Annotated in this window: 22 protein-coding genes; 7 read left to right on the top strand and 15 right to left on the bottom strand. The window is 59.8% G+C overall.

The genetic code is table 11. The features are described from left to right. The first annotated feature begins 57 nt into the window (after positions 1–57). The 3 genes from ACR9ZQ_RS28230 (at position 58) to ACR9ZQ_RS28220 (ending at position 3,212) form a co-directional block, all read left to right on the top strand. Positions 58–1,245: a phytanoyl-CoA dioxygenase family protein gene (locus ACR9ZQ_RS28230; protein ID WP_481429133.1), complete on the top strand. Its 1,188-nt coding sequence runs from the start codon at positions 58–60 to the stop codon at positions 1,243–1,245. 79 nt (positions 1,246–1,324) lie between these two features. Continuing rightward, on the top strand, positions 1,325–2,146 hold the full coding sequence (locus ACR9ZQ_RS28225; RefSeq protein ID WP_481429132.1) for an SDR family oxidoreductase: 822 nt from the start codon (positions 1,325–1,327) through the stop codon (positions 2,144–2,146). Positions 2,147–2,300: 154 nt separating this feature from the next. Further along, a complete protein-coding gene (locus tag ACR9ZQ_RS28220; RefSeq protein WP_481429131.1) occupies positions 2,301–3,212 on the top strand; it encodes an SMP-30/gluconolactonase/LRE family protein in 912 nt (303 codons plus the stop codon). A gap of 3 nt (positions 3,213–3,215) precedes the next feature. Here ACR9ZQ_RS28220 and ACR9ZQ_RS28215 read toward each other — a convergent pair whose 3' ends face one another. From ACR9ZQ_RS28215 to ACR9ZQ_RS28190, 6 genes are all read right to left on the bottom strand, one after another. Further along, positions 3,216–3,497 (bottom strand): MurR/RpiR family transcriptional regulator, encoded by a 282-nt coding sequence (locus ACR9ZQ_RS28215; RefSeq protein ID WP_481429130.1) that lies wholly within the window; start codon positions 3,495–3,497, stop codon positions 3,216–3,218. A gap of 71 nt (positions 3,498–3,568) precedes the next feature. Further along, a complete protein-coding gene (locus ACR9ZQ_RS28210; protein WP_113118099.1) occupies positions 3,569–4,318 on the bottom strand; it encodes a ThuA domain-containing protein in 750 nt (249 codons plus the stop codon). A 46-nt stretch (positions 4,319–4,364) separates the two neighbouring features. Continuing rightward, positions 4,365–5,447, bottom strand: coding sequence for an ABC transporter ATP-binding protein (locus ACR9ZQ_RS28205; RefSeq protein ID WP_481429129.1), 1,083 nt, complete (start codon positions 5,445–5,447; stop codon positions 4,365–4,367). 19 nt (positions 5,448–5,466) lie between these two features. Then, positions 5,467–6,378 (bottom strand): carbohydrate ABC transporter permease, encoded by a 912-nt coding sequence (locus ACR9ZQ_RS28200; protein WP_481429128.1) that lies wholly within the window; start codon positions 6,376–6,378, stop codon positions 5,467–5,469. Position 6,379: 1 nt separating this feature from the next. After that, on the bottom strand, positions 6,380–7,267 hold the full coding sequence (locus ACR9ZQ_RS28195; RefSeq protein ID WP_310383916.1) for a carbohydrate ABC transporter permease: 888 nt from the start codon (positions 7,265–7,267) through the stop codon (positions 6,380–6,382). An 88-nt stretch (positions 7,268–7,355) separates the two neighbouring features. After that, positions 7,356–8,648 (bottom strand): ABC transporter substrate-binding protein, encoded by a 1,293-nt coding sequence (locus ACR9ZQ_RS28190; RefSeq protein WP_310383918.1) that lies wholly within the window; start codon positions 8,646–8,648, stop codon positions 7,356–7,358. Between the two features lie 203 nt (positions 8,649–8,851). Here ACR9ZQ_RS28190 and ACR9ZQ_RS28185 point away from each other — a divergent pair, with 203 nt between their 5' ends. The 3 genes from ACR9ZQ_RS28185 to ACR9ZQ_RS28175 all read left to right on the top strand — a co-directional run bounded on the left by ACR9ZQ_RS28185 (position 8,852) and on the right by ACR9ZQ_RS28175 (position 13,214). Beyond that, positions 8,852–9,856, top strand: coding sequence for a Gfo/Idh/MocA family protein (locus tag ACR9ZQ_RS28185; RefSeq protein ID WP_310383920.1), 1,005 nt, complete (start codon positions 8,852–8,854; stop codon positions 9,854–9,856). A gap of 10 nt (positions 9,857–9,866) precedes the next feature. Continuing rightward, positions 9,867–10,865, top strand: a complete 999-nt coding sequence (locus tag ACR9ZQ_RS28180) for a LacI family DNA-binding transcriptional regulator (RefSeq protein WP_481429127.1) — start codon at positions 9,867–9,869, stop codon at positions 10,863–10,865. A gap of 105 nt (positions 10,866–10,970) precedes the next feature. Further along, positions 10,971–13,214 carry a glycoside hydrolase family 2 protein gene (locus ACR9ZQ_RS28175; protein WP_481429126.1) on the top strand — a complete coding sequence of 748 codons (2,244 nt, stop codon included), beginning with the start codon at positions 10,971–10,973 and terminating at the stop codon, positions 13,212–13,214. Between the two features lie 108 nt (positions 13,215–13,322). Here the strand turns inward: ACR9ZQ_RS28175 and ACR9ZQ_RS28170 are convergent, their stop codons facing one another. The 4 genes from ACR9ZQ_RS28170 to ACR9ZQ_RS28155 form a co-directional block, all read right to left on the bottom strand. Further along, entirely contained in the window at positions 13,323–14,438 is a 1,116-nt protein-coding gene (locus ACR9ZQ_RS28170) for an ABC transporter ATP-binding protein (protein ID WP_477818103.1), read from the bottom strand. A 3-nt stretch (positions 14,439–14,441) separates the two neighbouring features. Next, positions 14,442–15,389, bottom strand: coding sequence for a carbohydrate ABC transporter permease (locus ACR9ZQ_RS28165; protein ID WP_310383927.1), 948 nt, complete (start codon positions 15,387–15,389; stop codon positions 14,442–14,444). After that, on the bottom strand, positions 15,386–16,339 hold the full coding sequence (locus tag ACR9ZQ_RS28160) for a carbohydrate ABC transporter permease (RefSeq protein WP_310383930.1): 954 nt from the start codon (positions 16,337–16,339) through the stop codon (positions 15,386–15,388). Before ACR9ZQ_RS28160 ends, ACR9ZQ_RS28165 begins: the two co-directional genes overlap by 4 nt. A gap of 76 nt (positions 16,340–16,415) precedes the next feature. Beyond that, the gene (locus tag ACR9ZQ_RS28155; protein WP_310383932.1) at positions 16,416–17,675 is read right to left on the bottom strand and encodes an ABC transporter substrate-binding protein; all 1,260 of its coding nucleotides are present in this window, start codon (positions 17,673–17,675) and stop codon (positions 16,416–16,418) included. A gap of 310 nt (positions 17,676–17,985) precedes the next feature. Here ACR9ZQ_RS28155 and ACR9ZQ_RS28150 point away from each other — a divergent pair, with 310 nt between their 5' ends. Further along, positions 17,986–19,038, top strand: a complete 1,053-nt coding sequence (locus tag ACR9ZQ_RS28150; RefSeq protein WP_481429125.1) for a LacI family transcriptional regulator — start codon at positions 17,986–17,988, stop codon at positions 19,036–19,038. Here the strand turns inward: ACR9ZQ_RS28150 and ACR9ZQ_RS28145 are convergent. The 5 genes from ACR9ZQ_RS28145 to nrdH form a co-directional block, all read right to left on the bottom strand. After that, positions 19,035–20,282 carry an adenylate/guanylate cyclase domain-containing protein gene (locus ACR9ZQ_RS28145; RefSeq protein WP_310383936.1) on the bottom strand — a complete coding sequence of 416 codons (1,248 nt, stop codon included), beginning with the start codon at positions 20,280–20,282 and terminating at the stop codon, positions 19,035–19,037. The two genes, ACR9ZQ_RS28150 and ACR9ZQ_RS28145, sit on opposite strands and share 4 nt — an antisense overlap. 93 nt (positions 20,283–20,375) lie before the next feature. Then, complete coding sequence (nrdF, locus tag ACR9ZQ_RS28140; protein ID WP_310383938.1) at positions 20,376–21,350, bottom strand: class 1b ribonucleoside-diphosphate reductase subunit beta; 975 nt, start codon at positions 21,348–21,350, stop codon at positions 20,376–20,378. Positions 21,351–21,366: 16 nt separating this feature from the next. Beyond that, entirely contained in the window at positions 21,367–23,571 is a 2,205-nt protein-coding gene (nrdE, locus tag ACR9ZQ_RS28135; RefSeq protein WP_481429124.1) for a class 1b ribonucleoside-diphosphate reductase subunit alpha, read from the bottom strand. After that, entirely contained in the window at positions 23,550–23,963 is a 414-nt protein-coding gene (nrdI, locus tag ACR9ZQ_RS28130) for a class Ib ribonucleoside-diphosphate reductase assembly flavoprotein NrdI (RefSeq protein WP_310383942.1), read from the bottom strand. The genes nrdE and nrdI overlap by 22 nt, the downstream gene beginning before the upstream one ends. A 13-nt stretch (positions 23,964–23,976) precedes the next feature. Further along, entirely contained in the window at positions 23,977–24,198 is a 222-nt protein-coding gene (gene nrdH, locus ACR9ZQ_RS28125; protein WP_310383943.1) for a glutaredoxin-like protein NrdH, read from the bottom strand. Between the last annotated feature and the right edge of the window lie 138 nt (positions 24,199–24,336).

Here is a 24,336-nt window from a genome sequence, read left to right as displayed (position 1 = left end):
CTATATCAGGATCGTCAGCGGCGTATAGTCCATCCATCGGAAATGGAGGATCACCCGATGAAAACCGACGACCCGCAAAAACTGCGCGCCGACCGCGTCTGGCTGACAGAGGACGCCTGCGATCTCGACGATTTCCGTGCGCTCGCCGAAAAGACCACTACCCTTGCCGATTATCCCTCGGCCTCAGCCGTCGAGAAGAACGTGCTGATATATGACAGCCGCAAGGTGATCGAGGCGGTATCGACGCCGGAAGGCCGCCGCGCAATTCTCGCCGAAATCAGCGAGGCCTTCGGCATCGGTCCCGGCGTGGTCGTCTTCAAGCACGCCTACGAGGACACCGGCATCATCGACCGGGCGAGTGCAATCTTCGACGAGATCATCGAGGAACAGCACCGCACGTCGAGCGGCGGCGGCGACCATTTCGCCAAGCCGGGCGCCAATGACCGCATCTGGAACTCGCTGGAAAAGCACTGCCTGGCCGATCCTGAGAATTTCGCCCGCTACTACGGCAATGCTATCGTGGCGCTGGCAAGCGAGGCATGGCTTGGCCCACATTACCAGATGACGGCGCAGGTCAACCGCGTGAACCCCGGTGGTGCCGCACAATCGGCCCACCGCGATTATCACCTCGGCTTCCAGTCCTCCAAGGTAATCGAGCAGTTCCCCGCTCATGTTCACCGCCTCTCGCCGGTGCTGACGCTGCAGGGCGCGGTTGCCCATTGCGACATGCCGCTCGAAAGCGGCCCGACGCTTTTCCTGCCGCACAGCCAGACCTACGAGCCGGGCTACCTCGCCCTCAAGCGTCAGGAATTCAAGGATTACTTCGACCAGAACCATATCCAGCTGCCGCTGGAAAAGGGCGATGTCGTCTTCTTCAATCCCGCCCTCTTCCATGCCGCCGGCACCAACCGTTCGAAAGACATCAAGCGCGTGGCGAACTTGCTGCAGGTCTCCTCGGCTTTCGGCCGGGCGATGGAAACGGTCAACCGCGAGCGCATGAGCGCACGGCTCTTCCCCGCCCTCAAGGCGCTGAAGGGCAAGCTTTCGGCCGGCGAGATCGCCAATGCCGTCGCCTCCTGCGCCGAAGGCTATTCCTTCCCGACCAATCTCGACCGCGACCCGCCGCTCGGCGGCCTCGCGCCGAAGACACAGGCCCAGCTGATGCACGAGGCCCTCGCCGAAAACTGGAGCGACGACACCTTCACCAAGGCACTTGCCGAACAGGTAGCCAGGAAGCTGAGCTGACACGGCCATCACAACACCATCATTCCAGAGCCCCTTACCGCCGGTAAGGGGCCATTCGCATATCAGGAGGAAAAGACACATGAGCACGGATTACGCCCGCCTCGACGGCAAGATTGCCATCGTCACCGGCGGCACACAGGGCCTCGGCGCCACAATCGCCCGCCTCTTTGCCGAACGCGGCGCCAAGGGCATCGTCATCTGCGGCCGCAACGAGGCCAAGGGCAAGGCGAAAGCCGAGGAGATTTCGTCAAAGACAGGCGCGAAGGCAGTCTACGTCAAGGCCGATCTCGGCAAGGTCGAGGAGGCGCAAAATGTCGTCCATGTCTGTGATCAGACCTTCGGCCGCGTCGATGCGCTGGTCAATGCCGCTGCCATCACCGACCGCGGCACGATCCTCGATACCAGCCCCGAACTCTTCGATGCCATGTTCGCGGTCAATGTCCGCGCCCCCTTCTTCCTCATGCAGGAAGCGGTCAAGGTTATGCGTCGCGAGAAGATCGAAGGCACCATCGTCAATATCGGCTCCATGTCCGCCAAGGCCGGCCAGCCCTTCATCGCCGCCTATTGCGCCTCCAAGGGTGCGCTGGAAACCCTGACCAAGAACACTGCCTATGCGCTGCTGCGTAACCGCATCCGCGTCAATGGCCTGAATATCGGCTGGATGGCTTCCGAGGGCGAAGACCGCATCCAGAGAGAGTTTCACAAGGCTTCGGATGACTGGCTCGCCAAGGCCGCCGCAAGTCAGCCTTTCGGCCGGCTTGTCGACCCGGAAGAAGTGGCTCGCGCCTGCGCCTATCTCTCGTCAGCCGAATCCGGCCTCATGACCGGCTCCGTCATCTGCTTCGATCAGTCGATCTGGGGCGCCTATGACGGTTCGCCGCATCCTGTTGCCGCGCTTTGAAAATTCACGAGCAATTCCAGCAAAACTGTGCAGCGGCTTTGCGTTCGGAGTTGCGTAAAAACACCCATAGCTCGACGCTTTCTGCCGCCGGGCTATAGCAGATTCAATCGTTTGCCGCTACGAAGATGCAATATCGATCTGGGAGGAATCGGGCATGGCTGGAAGCGAGGTTTATGACGTCAGAGACGAGCGCTTCGGGGCGCTGATCGCCGGTAGCGCGGTACTGGAAGAACTGTACAGAGGCTGCCGCTGGGCCGAGGGTCCGGTCTGGTTTTCCGATCTGAACTGCCTTCTTTGGAGCGACATTCCGAACGAGCGCATGATGCGCTGGGTGCCGGATGGAACAGTCTCCGTCTTCCGCTCGCCTTCCAACTACGTCAACGGCAATACCCGTGACCGGCAAGGCCGTCTCGTTTCCTGCGAGCACGGCGGACGCCGGATGACCCGCACTGAGCCTGATGGACGCATTACCGTTCTCGCCGACAGCTACAACGGCAAACGGCTGAATTCGCCGAACGACGTCGTGGTCAAGTCCGACGGGTCGATCTGGTTCACCGATCCAAGCTACGGCATCATGTCAGACTACGAAGGCCACAAATCTCCGGAAGAGCAGGAAAGCCGCAACGTCTATCGCATCGACGCCGCGACCGGCGAGATCGAAGCCGTCGTCACCGATTTCATTCAGCCGAACGGTCTCGCCTTCTCGCCCGACGAACGCCAGCTCTTCATCGCCGATTCCGGCTCCTCCAATCACGAAGTCCCACGTCATATCCGCGTCTTCGATGTTGTGGACAGCCGCAAGCTCGCAAATAGCCGCTATTTTTGCTCGATCGACAGCGGCGTGCCGGATGGCTTTCGTTTCGATGTCTCGGGGAATCTCTGGACGAGCGCGGCAGACGGCGTGCACTGCTTTGCGCCTGACGGCACGCTGGTCGGCAAGATCAAGGTGCCGCAGACGGTCTCCAACATCACCTTCGGCGGCCCGAAGAAGAACCGCCTCTTCATCACCGCGACGCAATCGCTCTATTCGATCTATACGACGACGAACGGCGCGCAGTACCCTTAAATCCTATCCTTTGCGGGCTGCGGCCCTGAGACCCTGCTGGAAAACCTGCTTCATCTCGGCAAAACCGTCAAAGCCGAGATGATGCGCAAAGCGGATGACGCTGGTTTGCGAGACATTGCAGCGCTCGGCAATCTTCTGGCTGCTTTCGAAGGCGAAGACATCAGGCCGCTCGGCGGCAAGCCTCGCCAGCGCATCGAGCCGCTGCGGCAGATCGCGATGGATGGAAACCCAGAATGCCTTGCTGAAAAAGGCATCTCCATCCGCCCTCATCGAAACAGTCTGCATTCCCGCCTCCATCGTTCACCCCCCGCGGAGGCCGAAGCCATCATGACCCCAGCCCCCGCGGGAGGAACTATTTAAGCCTTCACCTTGTCCGGCCGGCCGTGAAGCGGCTCCTTGCGGTGCCAGTTTTCGAGGATGCGGCCATCCGTGTGTTTCTGCTGCGCCCAGCGGATGCCGTTCGAGATGACCTTGTGCACGGTCTTGTCGTGATAGATCGGATAGGTCTCATGGCCGGGGCTGAAGAAGAAGATGCGCCCGCGGCCGCGCTGGAAGGTGCAGCCGCTGCGGAACACTTCGCCGCCGGAATACCAGGAAATGAACACCAGCTCGTCGGGCTGCGGGATGTCGAAGGGCTCGCCATACATTTCCGAGGCGTTGACCTCGAAATAGGGCGGCAAGCCCTCTGCAATCGGATGCGAGGGATTGACCACCCAGACGCGTTCCAGATCACCCTCTGGCGTCTCGCGCCAGGAGAGGTTGGCATTGGTGCCCATCAGCCGGCGGAAGAGCTTGGAATGATGGCCGGAATGCAGCACCAGCAGGCCCATGCCCTTCAGCACCCGCTGCTGGACGCGGTCGATCAGCCCGTCGCTGACCTCCTCATGCGCCATGTGACCCCACCAGAGCAGCACGTCGGTATCGTTGAGCACGGAATCCGGCAGCCCTTCATCCGGATCGTCGAGCGTGCCGCGGCGGATCTCGAAATCGGGATGGGCGATACCGGCGGCGATCGCACCGTCGATGCGGTCAGGATAGATATCCTGAACTTCCTTGTGGACCTGCTCGTGGCGTCCTTCGTTCCAGATCGTGACCTTGATTGTCATGCTATTCCTCGATGTTCTGGGCCTCGATGTTTCAAGCCCTAATAGTTCAGGCGGTCGCCGACCGGATGACCCGGCCGGCGGAATCAAACAGATGGCAACCGGCGCGTTCCGCCGTCAGCGACACACGATCGCCGGGACGGATGGTCATGTCGCCCTCTGTGCGCACGACGATCGGCTGCTGCTGCGAACCGACCGTCAGATAGGTCTCGACGCCAAGCCGCTCGACGATCACGACCTCGGCCGAAAAATCACCCTGCCCCTGCGGCGCGAGCTTCAGATGCTCCGGCCGGATGCCGAGCTTCGCCTCGCCCTGCGGCACGGCGCCATTGGCATCCGAGAGATCGATGGCAAGGCCGAGCGGGCTTTCCAGATGCACCTTGCCGGCATCCCGACGCGTCGCCGTCATCGGCAGCACATTCATTTTCGGCGAGCCGATAAAGGTCGCGACGAACTCGTTTTCCGGCTGGTGATACAGCTCCATCGGCGCGCCCTGCTGGGCGACGACGCCCTTGTTAAGCACCACGATGCGATCGGCCATCGTCATCGCCTCGACCTGATCGTGCGTCACATAGACGACGGTTGCCTTCAGCTCGCGATGCAGGCGCTGCAGCTCGGCGCGCATCTGCACGCGCAGCGCCGAATCGAGGTTCGACAGCGGCTCGTCGAACAGGATCAGCGACGGCTTCTTGATGATGGCGCGGCCGATCGCTACGCGCTGGCGCTGGCCGCCGGAAAGGGCTGCCGGCTTGCGGTTGAGATAGTCGGTCAGCTGCAGGATTTCGGCGACGCCCTCGACCTGCTTCTTGATTTCGGCTTCCGGCACCTTCTTGAGGCTCAGCGAAAAGCCGATATTTTCCGCGACCGTCATATGCGGATAGAGCGCGTAGGACTGGAACACCATGGCGATGCCGCGCTTGTCTGGCGGCACATCGTTGATGCGCTGGCCGTTCAGCACCAGATCGCCCTCGTCGATACCTTCGAGGCCGGCGATCATGCGCAACAGCGTGGACTTGCCGCAGCCGGACGGGCCGACGAACACGGCGAATTCGCCGTCTTCCACTGTGATATCGACGCCCTTGATGACTTCGAGCGCGCCGTAGAATTTGCGAACGTTTCTGAGATTGATCATTCGTTTCTCTTTCTTGATCTCAGCCCTTCACACCGCCCGCGAAGGTCTGGACGAGGAAGCGCCGCGCAAAGCCGAAGGCGACGACGGCCGGCAGCAGGTAAATGAAGGCGAGAGCCGTCAGCAGGCCGTAATCGATCTCGTTGATACGCAGGAAGGCGCGGAAGAGACCGAGCGGCAGCGTCTGCAGCTCCGGCGACGACAGGAAGATCAGCGGCAGCAGGAAATCGCCCCAGGCCGACATGAAGGCGAAGAGGCCGGCAGCCGCGAGCCCCGGCATGGCAAGCGGGATCAGCACGCGGCGGATGCGCTGCATCATCGTCGCCCCGTCCATGACGGCCGCTTCCTCATAGTCGCGCGGCAAGCCGTCGAAGAAGGTCTTCATGATCCAGAGGCCCAGCGGCAGCTGCATGGTGGCAAGCACCAGCATGATGCCGAGATAGCCGTCGATGAACCCGGTCCACCGCATGATATCGCGGGCATAGCTGCCGAAGATCGGCCTGAGAATCGCGCCTTCCGCATTGTTCAGCGTCAGCAGAAACTTGTAGAGCGGCACGACGAGTGCCGTCGGCGGCAGCACGCGGATCAGCAGGATCGCGTAGAGGAAAGGCAGCTTCCACCAGGCCCGCGTGCGCGACAGCGCATAGCCGCCGAGCCCCGCCAGAACCATGACGATAAGCGTCGCGCCGCCGACCACGAAGAGCGAGTTGAACAGCCACTTCGCCCCGTCTTCCTTGGTGAAGACACGCACATAGTTTGCGAACGTCCACTGTTCCGGCCAGCGCAGGAAGAGCTGCGCATTGCCGTCGAAGGAGGCAAGCAGCACCCAGAAGAAGGGCACGGCGCAGAAGATCGAGATGATCGACAGCGTTGCATAGGCAAGCAGATCGGAGCGGGTCTTGTTAGCCCCTTCGCTCGGAGAAATAACGGCCATGTCAGACCTCCACTTTCATGGCGCGCACATAGCCGATGCCCAGGATCAGCGAGATGAGGAGCGCGACGACCGCGACTGCAGCGCCGTAACCGAGCTGGAAGGCCGTAAACGACTGGTTATAGATATAGATGCTGACCACCTCCGTAGCTCCGCCAGGCCCGCCGCGCGTCAGCGCATAGACGAGGCCGAAGACGGCAATGGTGGAGACGGCCGAGATCAGCATGTAGAGCAGGATCGTCGGCATCATCAGCGGCAGGGTGATGCGGCGAAACATCTGCGAGGGTGTTGCGCCATCCATGCGCGCCGCCTCGTAGATCTCGGAGGGAATAGTGCTGAGGCCGGCCGTCAGCAGGATCATCGCGGTGGCGATGCCGCGCCAGGTATTGACAATGATGATCATCGACAGCGGAAAAGCGTTCAGCCAGTCGGCAGGATCGATGCCGAAGAAGGCAACGATGCGCGACAGTGTGGCATGCTCGCCGCCGGCCAGCATCGAAATCCACATGAAGCCGGCAACGACCTCAGGTGCCGCGTTCGGCAGAAGAATGATCGAGGAGAAAAACCGCCGAAAACGGATCGGTCGGCGCAGCGCCATGGCCGAGATCAGCCCGAGCACGAACTGCCCGATGACGGCCGAACCCATGACGAAGACGAAGGTAACGAACAGCGAATTCCAGAACTTCGCATCGTTAAGCAGACGCGTGTAGTTGCGAATGCCGACAAAGCGCGGCCGCAGCGCCGCAGCCCCCGTCAGCGCCTCATTGGTAAAGCTCAGATAGACGGAATAGAGAGCGGGATAGATCACGAAGGCCAGAAGCAGGATCAGCGACGGCAGCAGAACCAGCAAGAGTTGGCGCTCGGTTCGCTTTTCATGAGAGTTTCGGGCCATTGAAGCTCACAACCTTATCGAATGAAAGCGGGAAGACGCGGCGATCATGCCGCGTCCCCGTCCTGGGCGGGAGAAAGATATCAGTGGCTTACTTGACCATGTCGTCGCCGAGCGTTTCCTTGACGTAGTCGACAAGGATCTTCTGGGCGCCGGCAGCATCCGTTTCCTTGCGCAGCAGGGCTTCCGTGGCGCGCGCCACGCCTTCGGCAACAGTGCCGAAGCCGGAAGCCTGTTTGAGGAAGACGCCGTTTCCGGCAGCAGCATGGATCGGAACCAGTTCCGTCAGCTTCTGGAATTCCGGATCCTTGGCAGCATCCTTGCTGGCCGGAATGTTGCCGATGCGGGCAGCATAGGAAACCTGCGTTTCGACCGAGCCGATTTCCATCAGTGCCTTCTTGGCAAGTTCCACATTGGCGGACTTGGAGTTGACGGCCCACGGAGCGGCGAGGTTGGCAAGCACGTACTGGCCGCCGCTCTGGCCCGGAACGGTCCAGGTGCCGACGATCTTGGTCACGTCAGGGATCGGGTTCTTGCTCTCGCGACCCCAGTCGAAGATGTAGCACCAGGAACCGCAGGTGGTGGCGGCAAGCTTGCCGGCCGGGAACATCTCGTACTTCGGCACGACCCAGGGCTCCGGCCCGAGAAGCGGCTGCACCGGCATCAGGTCCTTGTCTATCAGCGTCTTGTAGACGTTGAAGACATCCTTTACGCCTTCGCCATTCAGATCGAGCTTGCCGTCAGCATCGACCAGCTGTGGCGTCTTGGAACCGACGATCAGGTGCTGGAAGCCTTCATCGAAGGCACCGCTGCCCCAGGAAACGCCGGCCGGGAAGAGCAGGCCGTAAGAGCCGGTCTTCTGCTTGACCTCGGCGGCGCGATCGAGCAGCTCCTGCCAGGTCTTCGGCTGTTCGGTGGAAATGCCGGCCTTTTCGAGAACGTCCTTGCGATAATAGATTTCCTGAATGCCGAGCATGAACGGCATCACATAGGTTTCTCCGTCAGGGCTGACGGCGAGCTGCTTGGCAACGTCATAGAAGTTCGCGTAGCCGTCCCAAGCTTTGAATTCGGCGGTCACAGGAGCGAGGTAGCCGGCTTCAACCATATCGGCGACGGCAGCCGTCGTCGGGATGGAGAAGAGATCGGGTGCATTGCCGGCACCGAGCTCGGTCAGAAGCTTGGTGAGATAGTCTTTGTCCGGCGCCGGATATTCGACAACCTCGACCGTTACGCCGTATTTTTTCTCGATCCGCTCAACGGTCGACTTCATCGCGTCGATGCCGGCCTGACCGTGATTGGCGATACGAATTGTTTCAGCATGCGCCAGCGTCGAAACCGCGCTGAGCAGGATGGCGCACAGGCCACCGATAACCGTCTTCTTCAACGGAAGTCCTCCCTTTTTTTCGAGCCACGGCGCCCTCCAGCACCGGTGAGGAAAATGTACACGCATTCTGAATGCTGACAAGATGATTTTTAAATCCTTTATCGCCGCAAAATTATCTAATTGATTTTACTGTATTATTTATGACTTGCATCAAATGTACCGTTTGTGTAATCGTTTGCAAAACGATATCAGGGAGGATTTCGATGTCTCAGAAATTGCGCCTCGGCGTCATCGGCGCCGGCTTGAAAGCGGCTGAATATGCAGAGAGCTGGGCGAAGATGCCGGAAATTGAATTCGTAGCGCTTGCTGACACCAGCGAAACCTCCCGCAAGCGGCTGATTGACGTCTGCACGGCGGCCGGCGCGCCGGAGCCGAAGGGCTTCGCCGATTACCGGGATCTGCTCACAAAATGCCGCGACGAACTCGACATCATCTATGTCTCGACCCCGCACGCTTCCCATGCCGAGCAGGCAACGGCCGTTGCCGAAGCCGGCCTCGATCTCTTCCTTGAAAAGCCGATGGTGACCACAGTCGCCGAGGCCGAGACGCTGATCGCGGCACAGAAGAAGAGCGGCGTGACAATCGTCACCGCCTTCCAGGGCGGCCTCTCACCACTAGTGCTCAACACCCGCAAACGCGCTCTGTCAGGCGAATTCGGTGAACTGATCGCCATCTCCGGAATGATCTGGGAAAGCTGGTCTTCAAATTATGAGGGCCACTGGAAGCAGCAGCCCGAAATCTCCGGCGGCGGCTTCATGTTCGATACCGGCGCGCACATGATGAACACCGTCTGCCTGCTCGCCAATTCCGATTTCGACAGCGTCTCCGCTTATATGAACAATCACGGCAAAAAGGTCGATATCGCCACCGCCGTCTCCGCCCGGCTGAAGAACGGCGCGCTGGCGACGCTGACGGCCGCCGGTGAAGGCCCTCCCGGCTGCGCCTCCTACATCACCTTCTTCTATTCGAAGGCGATCGTGCGCATCGACGCCTGGGGCGGCTGGCGTGAAATCAGCGTCGGACGCACCAGCGAACCGCGTGAAGAGGCCGAGATTCTCGGCAACCCGATGAAGAATTTCCTCGCCATCCGCGCCGGAACGATGGAAAACTCCGGCTCCGTTGAAATGGGTCTCAGATTCGCTAGGCTCTGGGATGCAATCAAGGAATCGGCAGCGGCCGACGGCGTACCCGTCAGGATCACCGCATAGGCGCAAGACGATGAGCGGAACGAATAGACGGCGGATCACCTCGAAGGAACTGGCGAAACTCGCCGGTGTCTCCTCCGCGACGATATCGAGGGCCTTTTCGCCGGATTCCAGGATCGGCAGCGCCACGCGTGACCGCATCCTCGCCGTTGCCCGTGAATATGGCTATCAGCCGAATGCGATCGCCCGTTCGCTGAACAACCAGCGTTCGCGCCTCGTCGCGCTCGTCGTCAACGCCATCGGCAACCCCTGCGAGGCCGAGGAGCAGCAGCTTCTCGTCCATCGCCTGCAGGCCCGCCAACTCCTGCCCATCATTCTCTGCTGCGCCGATCATTCGGACCGGCTGCAGCTCATGCGGCTTGCCTCGACCTACCAGGTGGATCACGTCATCATCTTCTCCGACATGGTGTCGATGCAGGAAGCCGTCGACATCTTCCACACCACGAAGCCGATTATCGTTTCCTTCGAGCCGCTGGAAAACGAGGATGTCTCCAACATCCGCATCGACGGCGCGGTCGGCGCTGGCGAGATCATCGACAAGATCGTCGGCGACGGAAAACGGCGCTTCGCCTATCTCTCCGGCACCAAGTCGAGCTGGATCGACAAGCTGCGCCGCAAGTGGTTTGCCGACGCTCTGGCGCGTCACGGCCTTGCCTTCGAAGCGGAAGCCTTCGGCGATTATTCCTACGATTCCGGCTTCAAGGAGGCCGTTCTCTTGCTGCACCGTTCCAAGGTCGATGCCATCATCTGCGGCAACGATGTGATGGCGATCGGGGCGCGCGACGCCGCCCGCCGCGTGCTCGGAAAGAATACGCCTGAGGATATCGCCATCGTCGGCCAGGATGGCATTGCCATGGCCGCCTGGGACTGCAACGACCTGACGACGCTGAGCCTCGACCACGTGGCTTTTATGGACGCGGTCGTCGAGGTGATCGAACGCCATGAGGCCGGCGATGAGGGCCCGCACAGCATTACGCTTGCCTGCACACCCCGCTGGGGTTCGACCGCCTGAGGGGCGGCTCCAGTCATTCGCATCGAGGAGGAATATCGATGATCACCCTTTCACGCGCCGCTGCCAGGCGCCGCCTCTCCCCTGCCGCCTGCCGGGGAGCCTGAGATGCGTTCCGTCGTTTCCCTCAATGAATCCTGGAGCTTCCACGAAGGCTTTGGCCAGCACCTGACCGAGGCTTTCGACGGCGACCATATCGTCAGCCTGCCGCATACGGCTGTCGAGCTGCCCTTCAACTATTTCGACGAGAAGCGCTATCAGCGCGCCTTCACCTATCAGAGGGTACTGCGCTGGCTGCCGGAATTCGAAGGCCGCGAAGTCTCCATCCTCTTCGATGGTGCCATGGCCGACAGTGTCGTCTATCTGAACGGCGAAGAGATCATTGCCCATAAGGACGGATATACGCCCTTCGAGGCCCGCCTGACCGGCAAACTCATCAAGGGCGAGAACCTGATCACCGTCAAGATCGACGGCAGCGAGAACCCCGCCATCCCGCCCTTCGGCGGTCGCATCGACTACCTCACCTATGCTGGCATCTATCGCGACGTCTGGCTGAAGGTCACCGACAAAGTCTCCATCCGCAATCTCAAGATCGAGACACATGACGTTCTGTCCGACATAAAGTCGGCCACGGTCCGCGTTGATGTCGCCAATCCGCAGAGCCTGACCTATGCCGCGACCGTTACGGCCTCGCTGAAGGGTGCCGATGGTATCGTGCTCGCAAGTGCTGCCGGTGAAACGATCGGCTCCGTGACGACGCTCTCGTTCGGCGGACTGACGGGCATCGAACTGTGGGACCTGTCAAACCCGGCGCTCTATGAAGTTGTCGTCGATCTCAGAACCGAACATGGCTCGGATAGGGCATCTGCCCATTTCGGCTTCCGCACCGCCAAATTCACGCCGGAAGGCTTCCTGCTCAACGGTCGGTCCGTTAAGCTTCAAGGCCTCAACCGCCATCAGGCCTACCCTTATATCGGCTATGCAGCCGGCCGCTCCGCACAGGAGCGTGACGCCGACATCATGAAAAAAGTGCTGAAGTGCAATATCGTGCGCACCTCGCACTATCCGCAGTCGAAATGGTTCCTCGACCAGTGCGATCGCATCGGCCTGCTCGTCTTTGAAGAAATCCCCGGCTGGCAGCATATCGGCGATCTCGATTGGCAGAGAGAGTCCATCGAAAACGTTCGCCGCATGATCGAGCGCGACTGGAATCATCCCTCGATCATCATCTGGGGCGTGCGCATCAACGAGTCGCTCGACAGCCACGACTTCTATACCGCGACCAACCGGCTGGCCCATGAGCTCGATTCCACGCGCCAGACTGGTGGCGTTCGCTACCTGACCGAAAGCGAGCTTCTGGAAGACGTCTATACGATGAACGACTTCATCCTGGGCAATGAGGAACTGCCGGGCGCCAATCGCCCGCGCACGGCGCTGCGCGGCCAGCAAGAAAATACCGGCCTCTCATACAAGGTCCCCTACATCATCACCGAGTTCAACGGCCACATGCATCCGACCAAGATGTATGATGCCGAGCAGCGCCAGGCCGAACATGTGCGCCGCCACCTGGAAGTGCTGAATGCCGCCTATGGCGATCCGGATATTTCGGGCGCGATCGGCTGGTGCATGTTCGACTACAACACGCACAAGGATTTCGGCTCCGGCGACCGCATCTGCTATCACGGCGTCATGGACATGTTCCGCGAACCGAAATTCGCGGCCTATGTCTATGCCAGCCAGTGCGACTCCTCAGATGAAATCATCATGAAGCCGGTCACCTTCTGGGCGCGCGGCGAACGCAGCATCGGCGGTGTGCTGCCGCTGATCATCCTGACCAACTGTGACGAGGTTGAGCTGAAATACGGCTCGCTGACCAAGCGCATCGGTCCGGATCGAGAGAACTATCCGCACCTGCCGCATCCACCCGTCGTGCTCGACCACCGCCATTTCACCCAGGATGAACTCGGCCGCTGGGGTCTGGAATGGATCGACGGTGAATTCACCGGCTTCATCAATGGCGAGCCCGTGGCCAGACTGACGCTGGCAGCCGATCCGCTGCCGACCGCACTGGAAGTCGCGCCCGACAGCACCACGCTGAAGGCCCGCGAACGCGACACGACCCGTGTCATTATCCGCGCGCTCGACCAGCGCGGCCAGCGCCTGCCCTTCCTGAACGATGCTGTAACGCTGACGATCAAAGGCCCTGCCAAGATTGTCGGTCCGACGACCGTATCGCTCCAGGGCGGCACGACGGGCTTTTGGCTGGAAGCAACCGGCTTGACAGGCGAAATCACGGTCGAAGCGACATCGAGCCACTTCGCACCGGTAACGCTTTCGGTGGCGGCCGTCTGACGGCCGACAGAGCATTTCCGTTTTTCTTCGAATTACGGAAATGCTCTGCCTCTTTGCTTTCACGCAATTCGGGACGCAAAACCGCTACACACTTTTGCTGGAATTGCTCTACGCGATCCTGAGCTGGCTGGCGGGATCGAAGAACACCGCCTTGTCGAGATTGAAGGCAAGGCGGGTGTTCTGACCAGGCAGAATGCCGGTATCCGCTCCAAGGCGCGCCACCACCGACTTGCCGCCGAGCTTGGTGACGGCAAACGTATCCGAACCGGCCGGTTCCACGACTTCGATGGCGCAGTCGCCATGAACGACCGACTTCGCCTTGCGGTCGGCCCCGTCAGGGTCCGTCAATGCTTCGGGACGAATGCCGAAGATCACTTGCTTGCCCGCGTAGCCGGTAAGGCTATTACTGCCCGAATTGACCGGTAGCTTCAACGGCTCGGCATTGGGCCGCTCCAGCGAGACCTGCAAGCCGCCGTCGCCGTTTTCGACGGTCGCGTTGAGCAGGTTCATCGCCGGTGAGCCCATGAAGTCTGCTACGAAGACATTGGACGGGCTGTTGTAGATTTCCGCCGGCGTACCGAACTGCTGCAGCACGCCGTCCTTCAGCACCGCGATCTTCGTCGCCAGCGTCATCGCCTCGATCTGGTCATGGGTGACGTAGACGATCGTCGTTCCCATGCGCTGGTGCAGGCGCTTGATTTCCGTGCGCATATCGACGCGCAGCTTCGCATCCAGGTTGGAGAGCGGCTCGTCGAACAGGAACACTTGCGGATTGCGCACCAGCGCACGGCCCATCGCCACGCGCTGCCGTTGGCCACCGGAAAGCTGCGAAGGCTTTCGATCCAGGAGATGGCCGATCTGCAGCATGTCGGAGACCTGCTTGATCGCCTTCTCGCGCTCATCCTTCGGCACACCGCGGATTTCCATGCCGAAGGCGATATTGCCGGCAACGGTCATGTTCGGATAGAGCGCATAGCTCTGGAACACCATGGCGATATCGCGCTTGGACGGGTGCAAGCCGTTGATGGAGCGGCCATCGATGCGGATCTCACCCGAAGTGATCGCTTCGAGCCCGGCGATGGTGTTGAGCAGCGTGGACTTGCCACAGCCGGACGGGCCGACCAGCACCAGGAAGCCACCCTTTTCGAGTTCCAGGTCGATCCCCTTGAGAATGTCGACGGCGCCGAAGCGCTTCTTGAGACCGGAAATTTCAAGGAAAGCCATGGATCACCCTTTGACGGCGCCCGCCATCAGACCGCGCACGAAATAGCGGCCGGCGAGGATATAGACGATGAGCGTAGGAACGGCCGCGATCATCGCCGCAGCCATGTTGACATTATATTCGACCACGCCGGTCGAGGTATTGACGACATTATTGAGCGCCACCGTCATCGGCATGGAGTCACCCGTACCGGCATAGGCCGAGGCGAAGAGGAAGTCGTTCCAGATATTAGTGAACTGGTAGATGACCGTGACGACGATGATCGGCAGCGAATTCGGCAGCATGATACGGCGAAAGATCTGAAAGAAGCTCGCGCCATCGACCTGCGCGGCCTTCACCAGTTCGGTCGGAAAGGCCTCGTAGAAATTGCGGAAGAACAGCGTCGTGAAGCCGAGACCGTACACGACATGCACGAAGACGAGGTTCACCGTCGGATTGCCGAAGCCGAAGCTGAAACCGGTCGCGTTCTGAAGCGTCATACCGAAACGGCCGAGCGTGCCGAGAATGGTCGCCATCGGCAGCAGCACCGACTGGAACGGGATGAAGCAGGCAAAGAGCATCAACCCAAAGACCAGCGTATGGCCGGGAAAACGCCATTTGGTTAGCACGTAACCATTGAGCGCACCCATGATGGTCGAGATGGCAACCGCCGGCACGACCATCTTGATCGAGTTCCAGAAATAGCCCTTGATACCGGCGCAGGTGAGGCCCACGCAGGTCTCGCCCCAGGCCTTGAACCAGGGATCGAGCGTCGGTGCCTGCGGCAGGGCCAGCATGTTGCCGTTCTGAATCTCGTCCATGGTTTTGAACGAAGTGGTGAGCATCACGAAGAGCGGCATCAGATAGAGAATGGCGAAGATCAGCAGCAGGCCGTAAATGATGACCCGGCCGACCCAGCGGCCGCTATTGCCGCCCTGGGGGACTGCGATGTCAGAAGAGGTAACGCTGCTCATCGCGCCTTCTCCCTCAGTTCGGAATAGAGATAGGGCACGATGATCGCCGAGATGGTCATCAGCATGATGATGGCGCTTGCCGAACCGACAGCCATTTCATTTCGCTTGAAGGTGTATTCGTACATGAAGTTGGACGGCAGCCAAGCCGAGCCGCCGGGACCACCCGATGTCAGCGCCACCACGAGGTCATAGGACTTGATCGCCATATGGGCGAGCACGATGAAGGCGGACAGGAAGATTGGCCGCAGCATCGGAATGACGATGCGCCGGTAGAGCTGGAACGGTGTGGCGCCATCGATCTGAGCCGCTTTCATGATCTCGCCGTCGATGCCCCGCAAGCCCGCGAGGAACATCGCCATGACGAAGCCGGAAGCCTGCCAGACACCGGCGATGACGACGGTGTAGATGACGAAGTCCTTGTTCTTGATCCAATCGAAATGAAAGCTCGTCCAGCCGAGATGATGCAGCGTCTGCTCCAGGCCGAGGCCCGGATCGAGGAACCATTTCCAGGCAACACCGGTCACGATGAAGGACAGCGCCATAGGATAGAGAAAGATCGGCCGCAGCACGCCTTCGCCGCGAATCTTCTGGTCGAGAAGGATCGCCAGCAGCAGGCCGAGCCCCAGACAGATGAAGATGTAGAGGAAACCGAAGATCCCCATATTGGTGATCGATGTGTACCATGAGGACGGCGGATCGCTTTCGAAGGTCCAGCGCCAGAGCCGCTGATAAGCGCGCGCCCCCGTGATTGCATAGGACGGAAAAGTCTTGGAATTGGTGAAGGAGAGATAGGCCGTCCAGACGATGAAGCCATAGACGAAGATCACGGTGATCAGAAAACTCGGCGCCAATACGATCTTGGGCAGCGCATCCTGCAGCCGGCCGCGAATGGACGAGCGGGTTGAAGACTTCGACGTCAGGACCGGATCCGTGGTCGCAACTGTACTCATGTGATCATCTCCTCCCTGCACCGCAGGGGCTGTGGCCTCCCCGCAAGAATGCGGGAAAGCCCTGGTCGGTGGAATATTAGCGAGCGTCGTCGATCGCCTGGACGAGCTGGGTGACGGCTTCGTCGGAGGTCTTGATCTGACCATGGACGAACTTCGAGACAACGTCCTTATAGGCGTTGGTGATAGCCGGCGGAGCGCCATAGCCCTGCGCCAGCGAGCCGAACAGCGTGCCGCCTTCGTTGGCAGCCTTCAGGTCGGCAATACCCTTCTTGCCGCAAGCGTCGAAATCCGTATCCGGAACGTCGGTGCGGGCCGGAACCGAACCCTTGACGACGTTGAAGGCAGACTGGAAGCTCTTCGACAGCGTTGCCGTGGCGAGCGCGACCTGAGCGGCCTTGCGGTCGTCAGGAACGTTGAACATGCCGAACATGTCGGAGTTGTAGACCACGCTGCCATCGGTGCCTGGGAAGCGGTAGCACAGGAAGTCGGTATCAGGGGTCTTCTTGGCGGCAACGAATTCGCCCTTTGCCCAGTCGCCCATGACCTGCACCAGAGCATCGCCCTTGATGACCATGGCGGTCGCGAGGTTCCAGTCGCGGCCTGAGAAGTTCGGATCGACATACTTGATGATCTTGGCGAGGTTATCGAACGACTTCTTCATCGTGTCGGACTTCAGCGATTCCTCGTCGAGGTCGTTGAGAGCCTTCTTGTAGAATTCCGGACCGCCGGTCGAGAGCACGATGGAGTCGAACATCGTGGCTTCCTGCCAGTTCTGGCCGCCGAGCGCGAGCGGGATGACGCCGGCTGCCTTTGCCTTGTCGAGCAGGGCGAGCAGGTCGTCGAATGTCTTCGGCTGCGTGCCGCCGATCTTGTCCATGACGGACTTGTTGATCCACAGCCAGTTGACGGAGTGAACATTGACCGGTGCTGCAACCCACTTGCCGTCATAGACGGAGAACTTCTGCAGCGCTGCCGGAACAGACTTGTCCCAGCCTTCCTTCTTCGCTGCCTCGGTCAGGTCACCCATGACGCCAGCCTGGGCATAATCGAGAACGGTATAGCCGAGCATCTGAGAAGCGGTCGGATAGGTACCTGCCGCAACCATCGCCTTCAGCGCGGTCATAGCTGCGTCGCCGCCACCGCCAGCTACCGGAACGTCCTTCCAGGCAAAGCCTTCCTTAGCGAGATCCTGCTTCAGCACGTTGAGCGCCGCGGCTTCACCGCCGGACGTCCACCAGTGCAGCATCTGAACTTCCTTGACGTCAGCCGCGTGAGCGCTGCCGAAACCAGCCATCATCACGACAGCAAGAGCTGCCGAGCTCAAAAACTTGCGCATGAATATCCTCCCATTCGTGAATGAGCGGCGAGACCCTCCTCAGCCGCCCAGATGTCTTCCGCCGCAACGGCGGTCAAACACCACACCGCACCTCCCAGCACGGTTGACAATTTAAAACGTTATAAACGCGGTCACGTCAAGTCCTTCCTCGACTCCCGAGAAAAATATGATTAGTCCGATAAATATTGATTTTATTTGCATTTTTTCTGATCGCCGGAGAAACCGTAAAAATTTAAATCGTTTGCATTGATTGATTGCGTGCGGGTTTCATCGTGTTATTGTAGCCGCGATCCAGCACGGAATGTCCCCAGTGACCGAATTGTCCCAACTGCAACGCTGTGAAAATCCGGATGGTGCGCAAAAGCGCGGCAAGCCGACCTTGCGTACCATCGCGACATTGACCGGTCTTGCGGTGACGACGGTTTCGCGCGCACTCAGCGACGCGCCGCAAATATCGGTCGAAACGCGCGAGCGCGTCCATCGCATTGCCCGCGAGATCGGCTACCTGCCGGACCGGGCTGCCCAGCGCCTCAAGACAGGCCGCACCAACGTCATCAGCATCCTTCTTGATCCGCATCAAGAAGTGGTCGGCTTCGGCACGGCCATCATGTACGGCATCGCCAAGGTACTGAAAGAGACATCCTATCACCTCGTCGTCGCCCCGAACTTCCTGTCGACGACGGATCTCGAAGCGGCAGAATATATTGTTCGCAACAATTTCGCCGACGGCCTGATCTTCACGCGGACGGAACCCTTCGATGCGAGGGTGCGGATGCTGCAGGAGGTCGGCTTTCCCTTCGTGTCGCACGGGCGCACCGAGTTTTCGACACCGCACGCTTATGTCGATTACGACAATTATGCCTTCGCCTACGAAGCCACCCGGCGCCTGATCGCCAAGGGCAGGAAAAGGGTCACAGTCGTCATGCCGCCGAAGCGGCTGACCTTCAGCCAGCACATCCTTCATGGCTTCATGACCGCCGTGCGCGAGGCCGGCGTCGCCTACGAGATATCGGAAGCGGTCACGCTCGATTCACCGGCCAACGAGATCAGAGATTTCTTTCGGGCGCGTGCCGCGGCCCCCGATGTTCCAGACGGGTTCGTCTGTCCGGGCGAGGTTTCGGCGCTGGCGCTCGTCACCGCCATGAATGATGCGGGGCGCGTTCTCGCGGAAGACTATGATATCGTCGCCAAGGAGACCTCGCATCTCCTCACGCATCTGCAGCCGAAGATCGACACCATATACGAGGATCTGGTCGAGGCGGGCGAACATCTCGGCCAGATGCTTCTTCAGCGCATCGGCAATCCGGCAGCAGAGAGCCAGAGCCTGCTCCTGCCGCCGCAGATCAATTTTCCGGTAGCCTAAGCTGCGTCACGCCCTGCTGTCGGCTTTTCGCGGAAAGCGAAGACTTCGACCGGCTCGCCAAGCCCGCGCAGGGGAAAAGTGCCGAGATTGTCCATCTCTTCCGTGCAGGTCGCCATCTCGACGAAAGCGCGAGACAACAGTACCGGCCGCTTAACCTCCTTGGTCAAGGTTTCAAGCCGCGAAGCGACGTTGACTGCCGGGCCGATGACCGTGAAATCCAGCCGCCGGCTCGAACCGATATTGCCGTACATCACGTCGCCGACGTGGACGCCGACGCCGTAGCGCAGGGGATCACGCCCCAGGCGCTGATGTTGCTCATTCACTTTCGCCATCGCCTCCTGCCCTTCCCGGATCGCCGTCAGCAGATCCTCGCAAGCCGAAGGCTTCGACAGCGGGAAGATGGCGAGCAGCCCATCGCCCATGAACTTCAGGATTTCGCCGCCGTGCCGTTCGATCGGATCGGACATGGCATCGAAATAATCGTTGAGCAACTGGATGACGTCGTCGCGCGGCCAGAGATCGGAGATCGCCGTGAAATCGCGCAGGTCGCAGATCATGATCGCCGCGCCGACGGTCGTGCCGCTGCCGCGGGTGATGACGCCGGAGAGAATCTGTTCGCTCGCATGCGGCCCGACATAAGTCTGCAGCAGCGTGCGCGCCATGATGTTCTTGAGCCGGATCTCGCTGACGAGAGTGAGAGCAGGCAGCAGATCGCGCAGGAAATCCACGTGTTCGCCGGTAAAACCGCCTGGCCTATTGGTGGAGAACGTAACGACGTGGCGCTTGTCGAACGTATGATCGATCGGCCAGGCGATATATTCGGAATAGCCGTCGTCGCGCAGTTCCTGGTAGAAGGGATAGTCGTCGCCCTCCCATAAATCCTCAAGGTTCTTCCGCACCTCGTTGGCGCCTTTGTGGATCTCGTTGACCGGGCTATTGAGGAATTGCGGCGTGGTTTCCACCCCGTAAGCAAAGGTGTCGATCTTTGCCTCTTCCATGCCTTCCACCCACAGGATGCGAGCGCCGATCCATTGCGGATGGTTCGTGCGGAAATGCAAGCTCGACCGGTTCACCGGCACGCCGGCTGCCAGCAGCCGCTTGCACATCTCCACCAGGATATTGTCGATGAAACGCTCGTTGCGGGTCTCGTTGATCAGCCAATCGAGAATTCGGCGCCTGCGGATTGGCCAGACGCCTTCGGCAGCTTCACTTGCCGGATCAGTCGCTTCGAAAGAGGGCCTCATAAAAAACTCCCGCTACGCCACATTCAACGAATACACCGCGCTGAATGTGGGCGATAGCGGACCGAATGATAAGAGGCTTCGTAAAGATAAACCTCAGAAATCCCAGTCTTCGTCCTCGGTCGCCACCGCCTTGCCGATGACATAGGAGGAGCCGGAGCCCGAGAAGAAGTCATGGTTCTCATCGGCATTCGGCGAAAGCGCAGACAGGATCGCCGGATTGACCTTGCAGGCGTCAGCCGGGAACAGCGCCTCATAGCCGAGGTTCATCAGCGCCTTGTTGGCGTTGTAATGCAGGAACTTCTTGACGTCCTCGGTCAGCCCGACGCCGTCATAGAGCGCTTCGGTATATTTCGCTTCGTTGTCGTAGAGCTCGAGCAGCAGGTCGAAGGCAAAATCCTTGATCTCCTGGCGGCGCTCTTCGGAGAGCTTTTCAAGTCCGCGCTGGAACTTGTAGCCGATATAATAGCCGTGCACGGCCTCGTCACGGATGATGAGGCGGATCATGTCGGCCGTGTTGGTGAGCTTGGCGCGGCTCGACCAGTACATCGGCAGATAGAAGCCGGAATAGAAGAGGAAGCTTTCGAGGAAGACGCTCGCAACCTTCTTCTTCAGCGGATCGCCGGAAGCATAATGCTCCATGATCAGCGCCGACTTCTTCTGCAGGAACTCGTTTTCTTCCGACCAGCGATAGGCATCGTCGACATCGGGCGTCAGGCAGAGCGTCGAGAAGATCGAGGAATAGGAGCGCGCATGCACGGCTTCCATGAAGGAGATGTTGGAGAGCACCGCTTCCTCATGCGGCGTTGCCGCATCGGCCATCAGCTTGACGGAGCCGACACCGTTCTGGATCGTGTCGAGCAGCGTCAGCCCGGTGAAGACGCGGATCGTCAGCTGCTGCTCGGCCGGCGTCAGTGTCCCCCAGGAGGGAATGTCGTTCGACAGCGGCACCTTTTCCGGCAGCCAGAAATTGCCGGTCAGACGGTTCCAGACTTCGAGATCCTTGTCGTCCTCGATACGGTTCCAGTTGATGGCGCGCACGCGGCTGACCGGTTTGAATTGCATGTTCATCATCATCTCCGGTCGTTTAAAGCGTGCAGGATACGCAGCCCTGCACCTCGGTGCCGGACAGCGCCATCTGGCGAAGGCGGATGTAGTAGATCGTCTTGATGCCCTTCTTCCAGGCATAGATCTGGGCTCGGTTGATATCGCGCGTCGTTGCCGTGTCGCGGAAGAACAGCGTCAGCGACAGGCCCTGGTCGACATGCTGAGTGGCCGCCGCATAGGTGTCGATGATCTTATCGAGCCCGATCTCGTAGGCATCCTGATAGTAGTCGAGATTGTCGTTGGTCATGAACGGCGCCGGATAGTAGACGCGGCCGATCTTGCCTTCCTTGCGGATCTCGATCTTCGAGACGATCGGATGGATCGAGGAGGTCGAGTGATTGATGTAGGAGATCGAGCCCGTCGGCGGCACCGCCTGCAGGTTCTGGTTATAGAGGCCCGAAGCCATCACGGCCTTCTTCAGCTCCAGCCAGTCTTCCTGCGTCGGGATATGAATACCGGCATCGTCGAAGAGCGCCTGAACCTTCTCGGTCGCCGGCTTCCATTCCTGCTCGGTATATTTGTCGAAATAGTCGCCCGAGGCATATTTCGAATTCTCGAAGCCCTTGAAGCTTGCGCCACGTTCGACCGCCAGACGGTTGGAGGCGCGCAGCGCGTGATAGGTTACCGTGTAGAAATAGATATTGGTGAAATCGACGCCCTCTTCCGAACCGTAATGGATGCGCTCGCGGGCGAGGTATCCATGCAGGTTCATCTGGCCGAGGCCGATTGCATGGCTGTCGTCATTGCCCTTCTCGATCGATGGAACCGAGGAGATGTGACTCATGTCGGAAACGGCCGTCAGCGCGCGGATCGAGGTCTCGATCGTCTTGCCGAAATCGGCCGAATCCATCGCCATGGCGATATTCAGCGAGCCGAGATTGCACGAGATATCCTTGCCCATCACCTTGTAGGAAAGGTCGTCGTTGAAGGTGCTCGCTTCGCTGACCTGCAGGATTTCGGAGCAGAGATTGCTCATGCTGATGCGGCCGGCGATCGGGTTTGCCCGGTTCACCGTGTCTTCGAACATGATGTAGGGATAACCGCTCTCGAACTGAATTTCGGCAATTACCTGGAAGAATTCGCGCGCCTTGATCTTCTTCTTTGTGATACGGGCATCCGCCACCATCTCGCGGTACTTCTCCGTCACCGATATCTCGGTGAAGGGCACACCATAGACCCGCTCCACGTCATAGGGCGAGAAGAGGTACATATCCTCATTGTTCTTGGCGAGTTCGAAAGTGATGTCGGGCACGACGACGCCGAGCGACAGCGTCTTGATGCGGATCTTCTCGTCAGCATTTTCGCGCTTGGTATCAAGGAAGCGCATGATGTCAGGGTGATGGGCGTTGAGATAAACGGCACCTGCACCCTGCCGAGCACCGAGCTGATTGGCGTAGGAGAACGAGTCTTCGAGCAGCTTCATGACGGGGATGATGCCGGAAGACTGGTTTTCGATCTGCTTGATTGGCGCACCAGCCTCGCGGATGTTCGTCAGCGATAGCGCCACACCACCGCCGCGCTTGGAAAGCTGCAGCGCCGAATTGATGGAGCGGCCGATCGATTCCATATTGTCTTCGACACGCAGCAGAAAGCACGAGACGAGCTCGCCGCGCTGCTTCTTGCCGGCATTGAGGAAAGTCGGCGTTGCCGGCTGGAAACGGCCGGTAATGATCTCCTCGACCAGATCGCGGGCGAGCTGTTCATTGCCTCGGGCAAGAGCCAGCGCCACCATGCAGATACGGTCTTCGTAGCGCTCCAGATAGCGCTTTCCGTCGAAGGTCTTCAGCGTGTAGCTGGTGTAATATTTGAAGGCGCCGAGGAAAGTCGGGAAACGGAACTTCTTGGCATAGGCCTCGTCGAACAGGTCGCGGACGAAATTGAAGGAATACTGGTCGAGCACTTCCTGCTCGTAATAGCCTTCGGTCACCAGATAATCGAGCTTCTCCCTGAGGTTATGGAAGAACACCGTGTTCTGGTTCACATGCTGCAGGAAATACTGCTTGGCCGCCATGCGATCCTTGTCGAGCTGTATCTTGCCCTGCTCGTCATAGAGGTTCAGCATTGCGTTCAGCGCGTGATAATCCAGCACTTCCACGGCCTTCAAAGACCGCTCGCCAGCGGGCTGAGCTGAACTATGAAGCGGTTTTGCGCCCGCATCCCGCGTCAAATTTGTTCCCGTGTCCAAAATCGTCCCATCCCGTCTTTGACATTGGCGACATCCTCGGCAGTCCCCAAAAGCTCGAACCTGTAGAGATACGGCACCTGGCACTTCTGTGAGATCACGTCGCCGGCAAGCCCGTAGGTCTCGCCGAAATTGCTGTTGCCCGCAGCAATGACGCCGCGGATGTTGGTGCGGTTTTCCGCCTCGTTGAGGAAACGGATCACCTGCTTGGGCACGGCTCCCTTTACGATCCCGGGGCCGCCGTCCCCGCAATAGGTGGGCGAGATCAGCACATAGGGTTCGCGAATGTGGATGTCTTCAGCGCCGAGAGGAATGCGCGCCGCGCGCAGTCCCAGCTTCTCGACGAAACGATGGGTATTCTCGGACCGGCTGGAATAATAGACGATCAGGCCCACCGCTCTTCTCCGATCAGGAGAGCGCGCTGATCATATCAGGGCGGAAGCCCGCCCAGTGCTGCTCGCCGGCAACGACGACCGGAACCTGCATGTAGCCCATGCCGCGCACACGATCGAGGGCGTCGGCATCTTCCGAGATATCGATGATCTGATAGTCTACGCCCAGACGGTCGAGGGCGCGGTAGGTCGCTGTGCACTGAACGCAGGCAGGCTTGCTGTAAACGGTAACGCTCATCATGTTCCTCGTGATGTCAATGGATTCCGGACGCAGAACTAGGATCGGGCGCCTTGCGGCGTCCGGGGCAACGCTTGAGAATGATCTGACAAAGTTGGCGCTTTACACGCCAGGCATTATTCCTCGCAGGATCTGCGC

The sequence above is a fragment of the Rhizobium sp. KNZ14-9A genome, assembly GCF_056755015.1.
This window is presented reverse-complemented; position numbering and strand designations above follow the sequence as displayed.

Excerpts from the sequence above, each read along its gene's own strand:
- ACR9ZQ_RS28210 (WP_113118099.1), bottom strand. The coding sequence starts at position 4,318 with ATGACAATCAAGGTCACGATCTGGAACGAAGGACGCCACGAGCAGGTC.
- nrdH (WP_310383943.1), bottom strand. The coding sequence starts at position 24,198 with ATGAGCGTTACCGTTTACAGCAAGCCTGCCTGCGTTCAGTGCACAGCG.
- ACR9ZQ_RS28185 (WP_310383920.1), top strand. The coding sequence starts at position 8,852 with ATGTCTCAGAAATTGCGCCTCGGCGTCATCGGCGCCGGCTTGAAAGCG.
- nrdF (WP_310383938.1), bottom strand. The coding sequence starts at position 21,350 with ATGAACATGCAATTCAAACCGGTCAGCCGCGTGCGCGCCATCAACTGG.
- ACR9ZQ_RS28160 (WP_310383930.1), bottom strand. The coding sequence starts at position 16,339 with ATGAGTACAGTTGCGACCACGGATCCGGTCCTGACGTCGAAGTCTTCA.
- ACR9ZQ_RS28145 (WP_310383936.1), bottom strand. The coding sequence starts at position 20,282 with ATGAGGCCCTCTTTCGAAGCGACTGATCCGGCAAGTGAAGCTGCCGAA.
- ACR9ZQ_RS28195 (WP_310383916.1), bottom strand. The coding sequence starts at position 7,267 with ATGGCCCGAAACTCTCATGAAAAGCGAACCGAGCGCCAACTCTTGCTG.
- ACR9ZQ_RS28225 (WP_481429132.1), top strand. The coding sequence starts at position 1,325 with ATGAGCACGGATTACGCCCGCCTCGACGGCAAGATTGCCATCGTCACC.
- ACR9ZQ_RS28175 (WP_481429126.1), top strand. The coding sequence starts at position 10,971 with ATGCGTTCCGTCGTTTCCCTCAATGAATCCTGGAGCTTCCACGAAGGC.
- ACR9ZQ_RS28170 (WP_477818103.1), bottom strand. The coding sequence starts at position 14,438 with ATGGCTTTCCTTGAAATTTCCGGTCTCAAGAAGCGCTTCGGCGCCGTC.
- ACR9ZQ_RS28200 (WP_481429128.1), bottom strand. The coding sequence starts at position 6,378 with ATGGCCGTTATTTCTCCGAGCGAAGGGGCTAACAAGACCCGCTCCGAT.
- ACR9ZQ_RS28205 (WP_481429129.1), bottom strand. The coding sequence starts at position 5,447 with ATGATCAATCTCAGAAACGTTCGCAAATTCTACGGCGCGCTCGAAGTC.
- ACR9ZQ_RS28180 (WP_481429127.1), top strand. The coding sequence starts at position 9,867 with ATGAGCGGAACGAATAGACGGCGGATCACCTCGAAGGAACTGGCGAAA.
- ACR9ZQ_RS28220 (WP_481429131.1), top strand. The coding sequence starts at position 2,301 with ATGGCTGGAAGCGAGGTTTATGACGTCAGAGACGAGCGCTTCGGGGCG.
- ACR9ZQ_RS28230 (WP_481429133.1), top strand. The coding sequence starts at position 58 with ATGAAAACCGACGACCCGCAAAAACTGCGCGCCGACCGCGTCTGGCTG.
- ACR9ZQ_RS28155 (WP_310383932.1), bottom strand. The coding sequence starts at position 17,675 with ATGCGCAAGTTTTTGAGCTCGGCAGCTCTTGCTGTCGTGATGATGGCT.
- ACR9ZQ_RS28215 (WP_481429130.1), bottom strand. The coding sequence starts at position 3,497 with ATGCAGACTGTTTCGATGAGGGCGGATGGAGATGCCTTTTTCAGCAAG.
- ACR9ZQ_RS28165 (WP_310383927.1), bottom strand. The coding sequence starts at position 15,389 with ATGAGCAGCGTTACCTCTTCTGACATCGCAGTCCCCCAGGGCGGCAAT.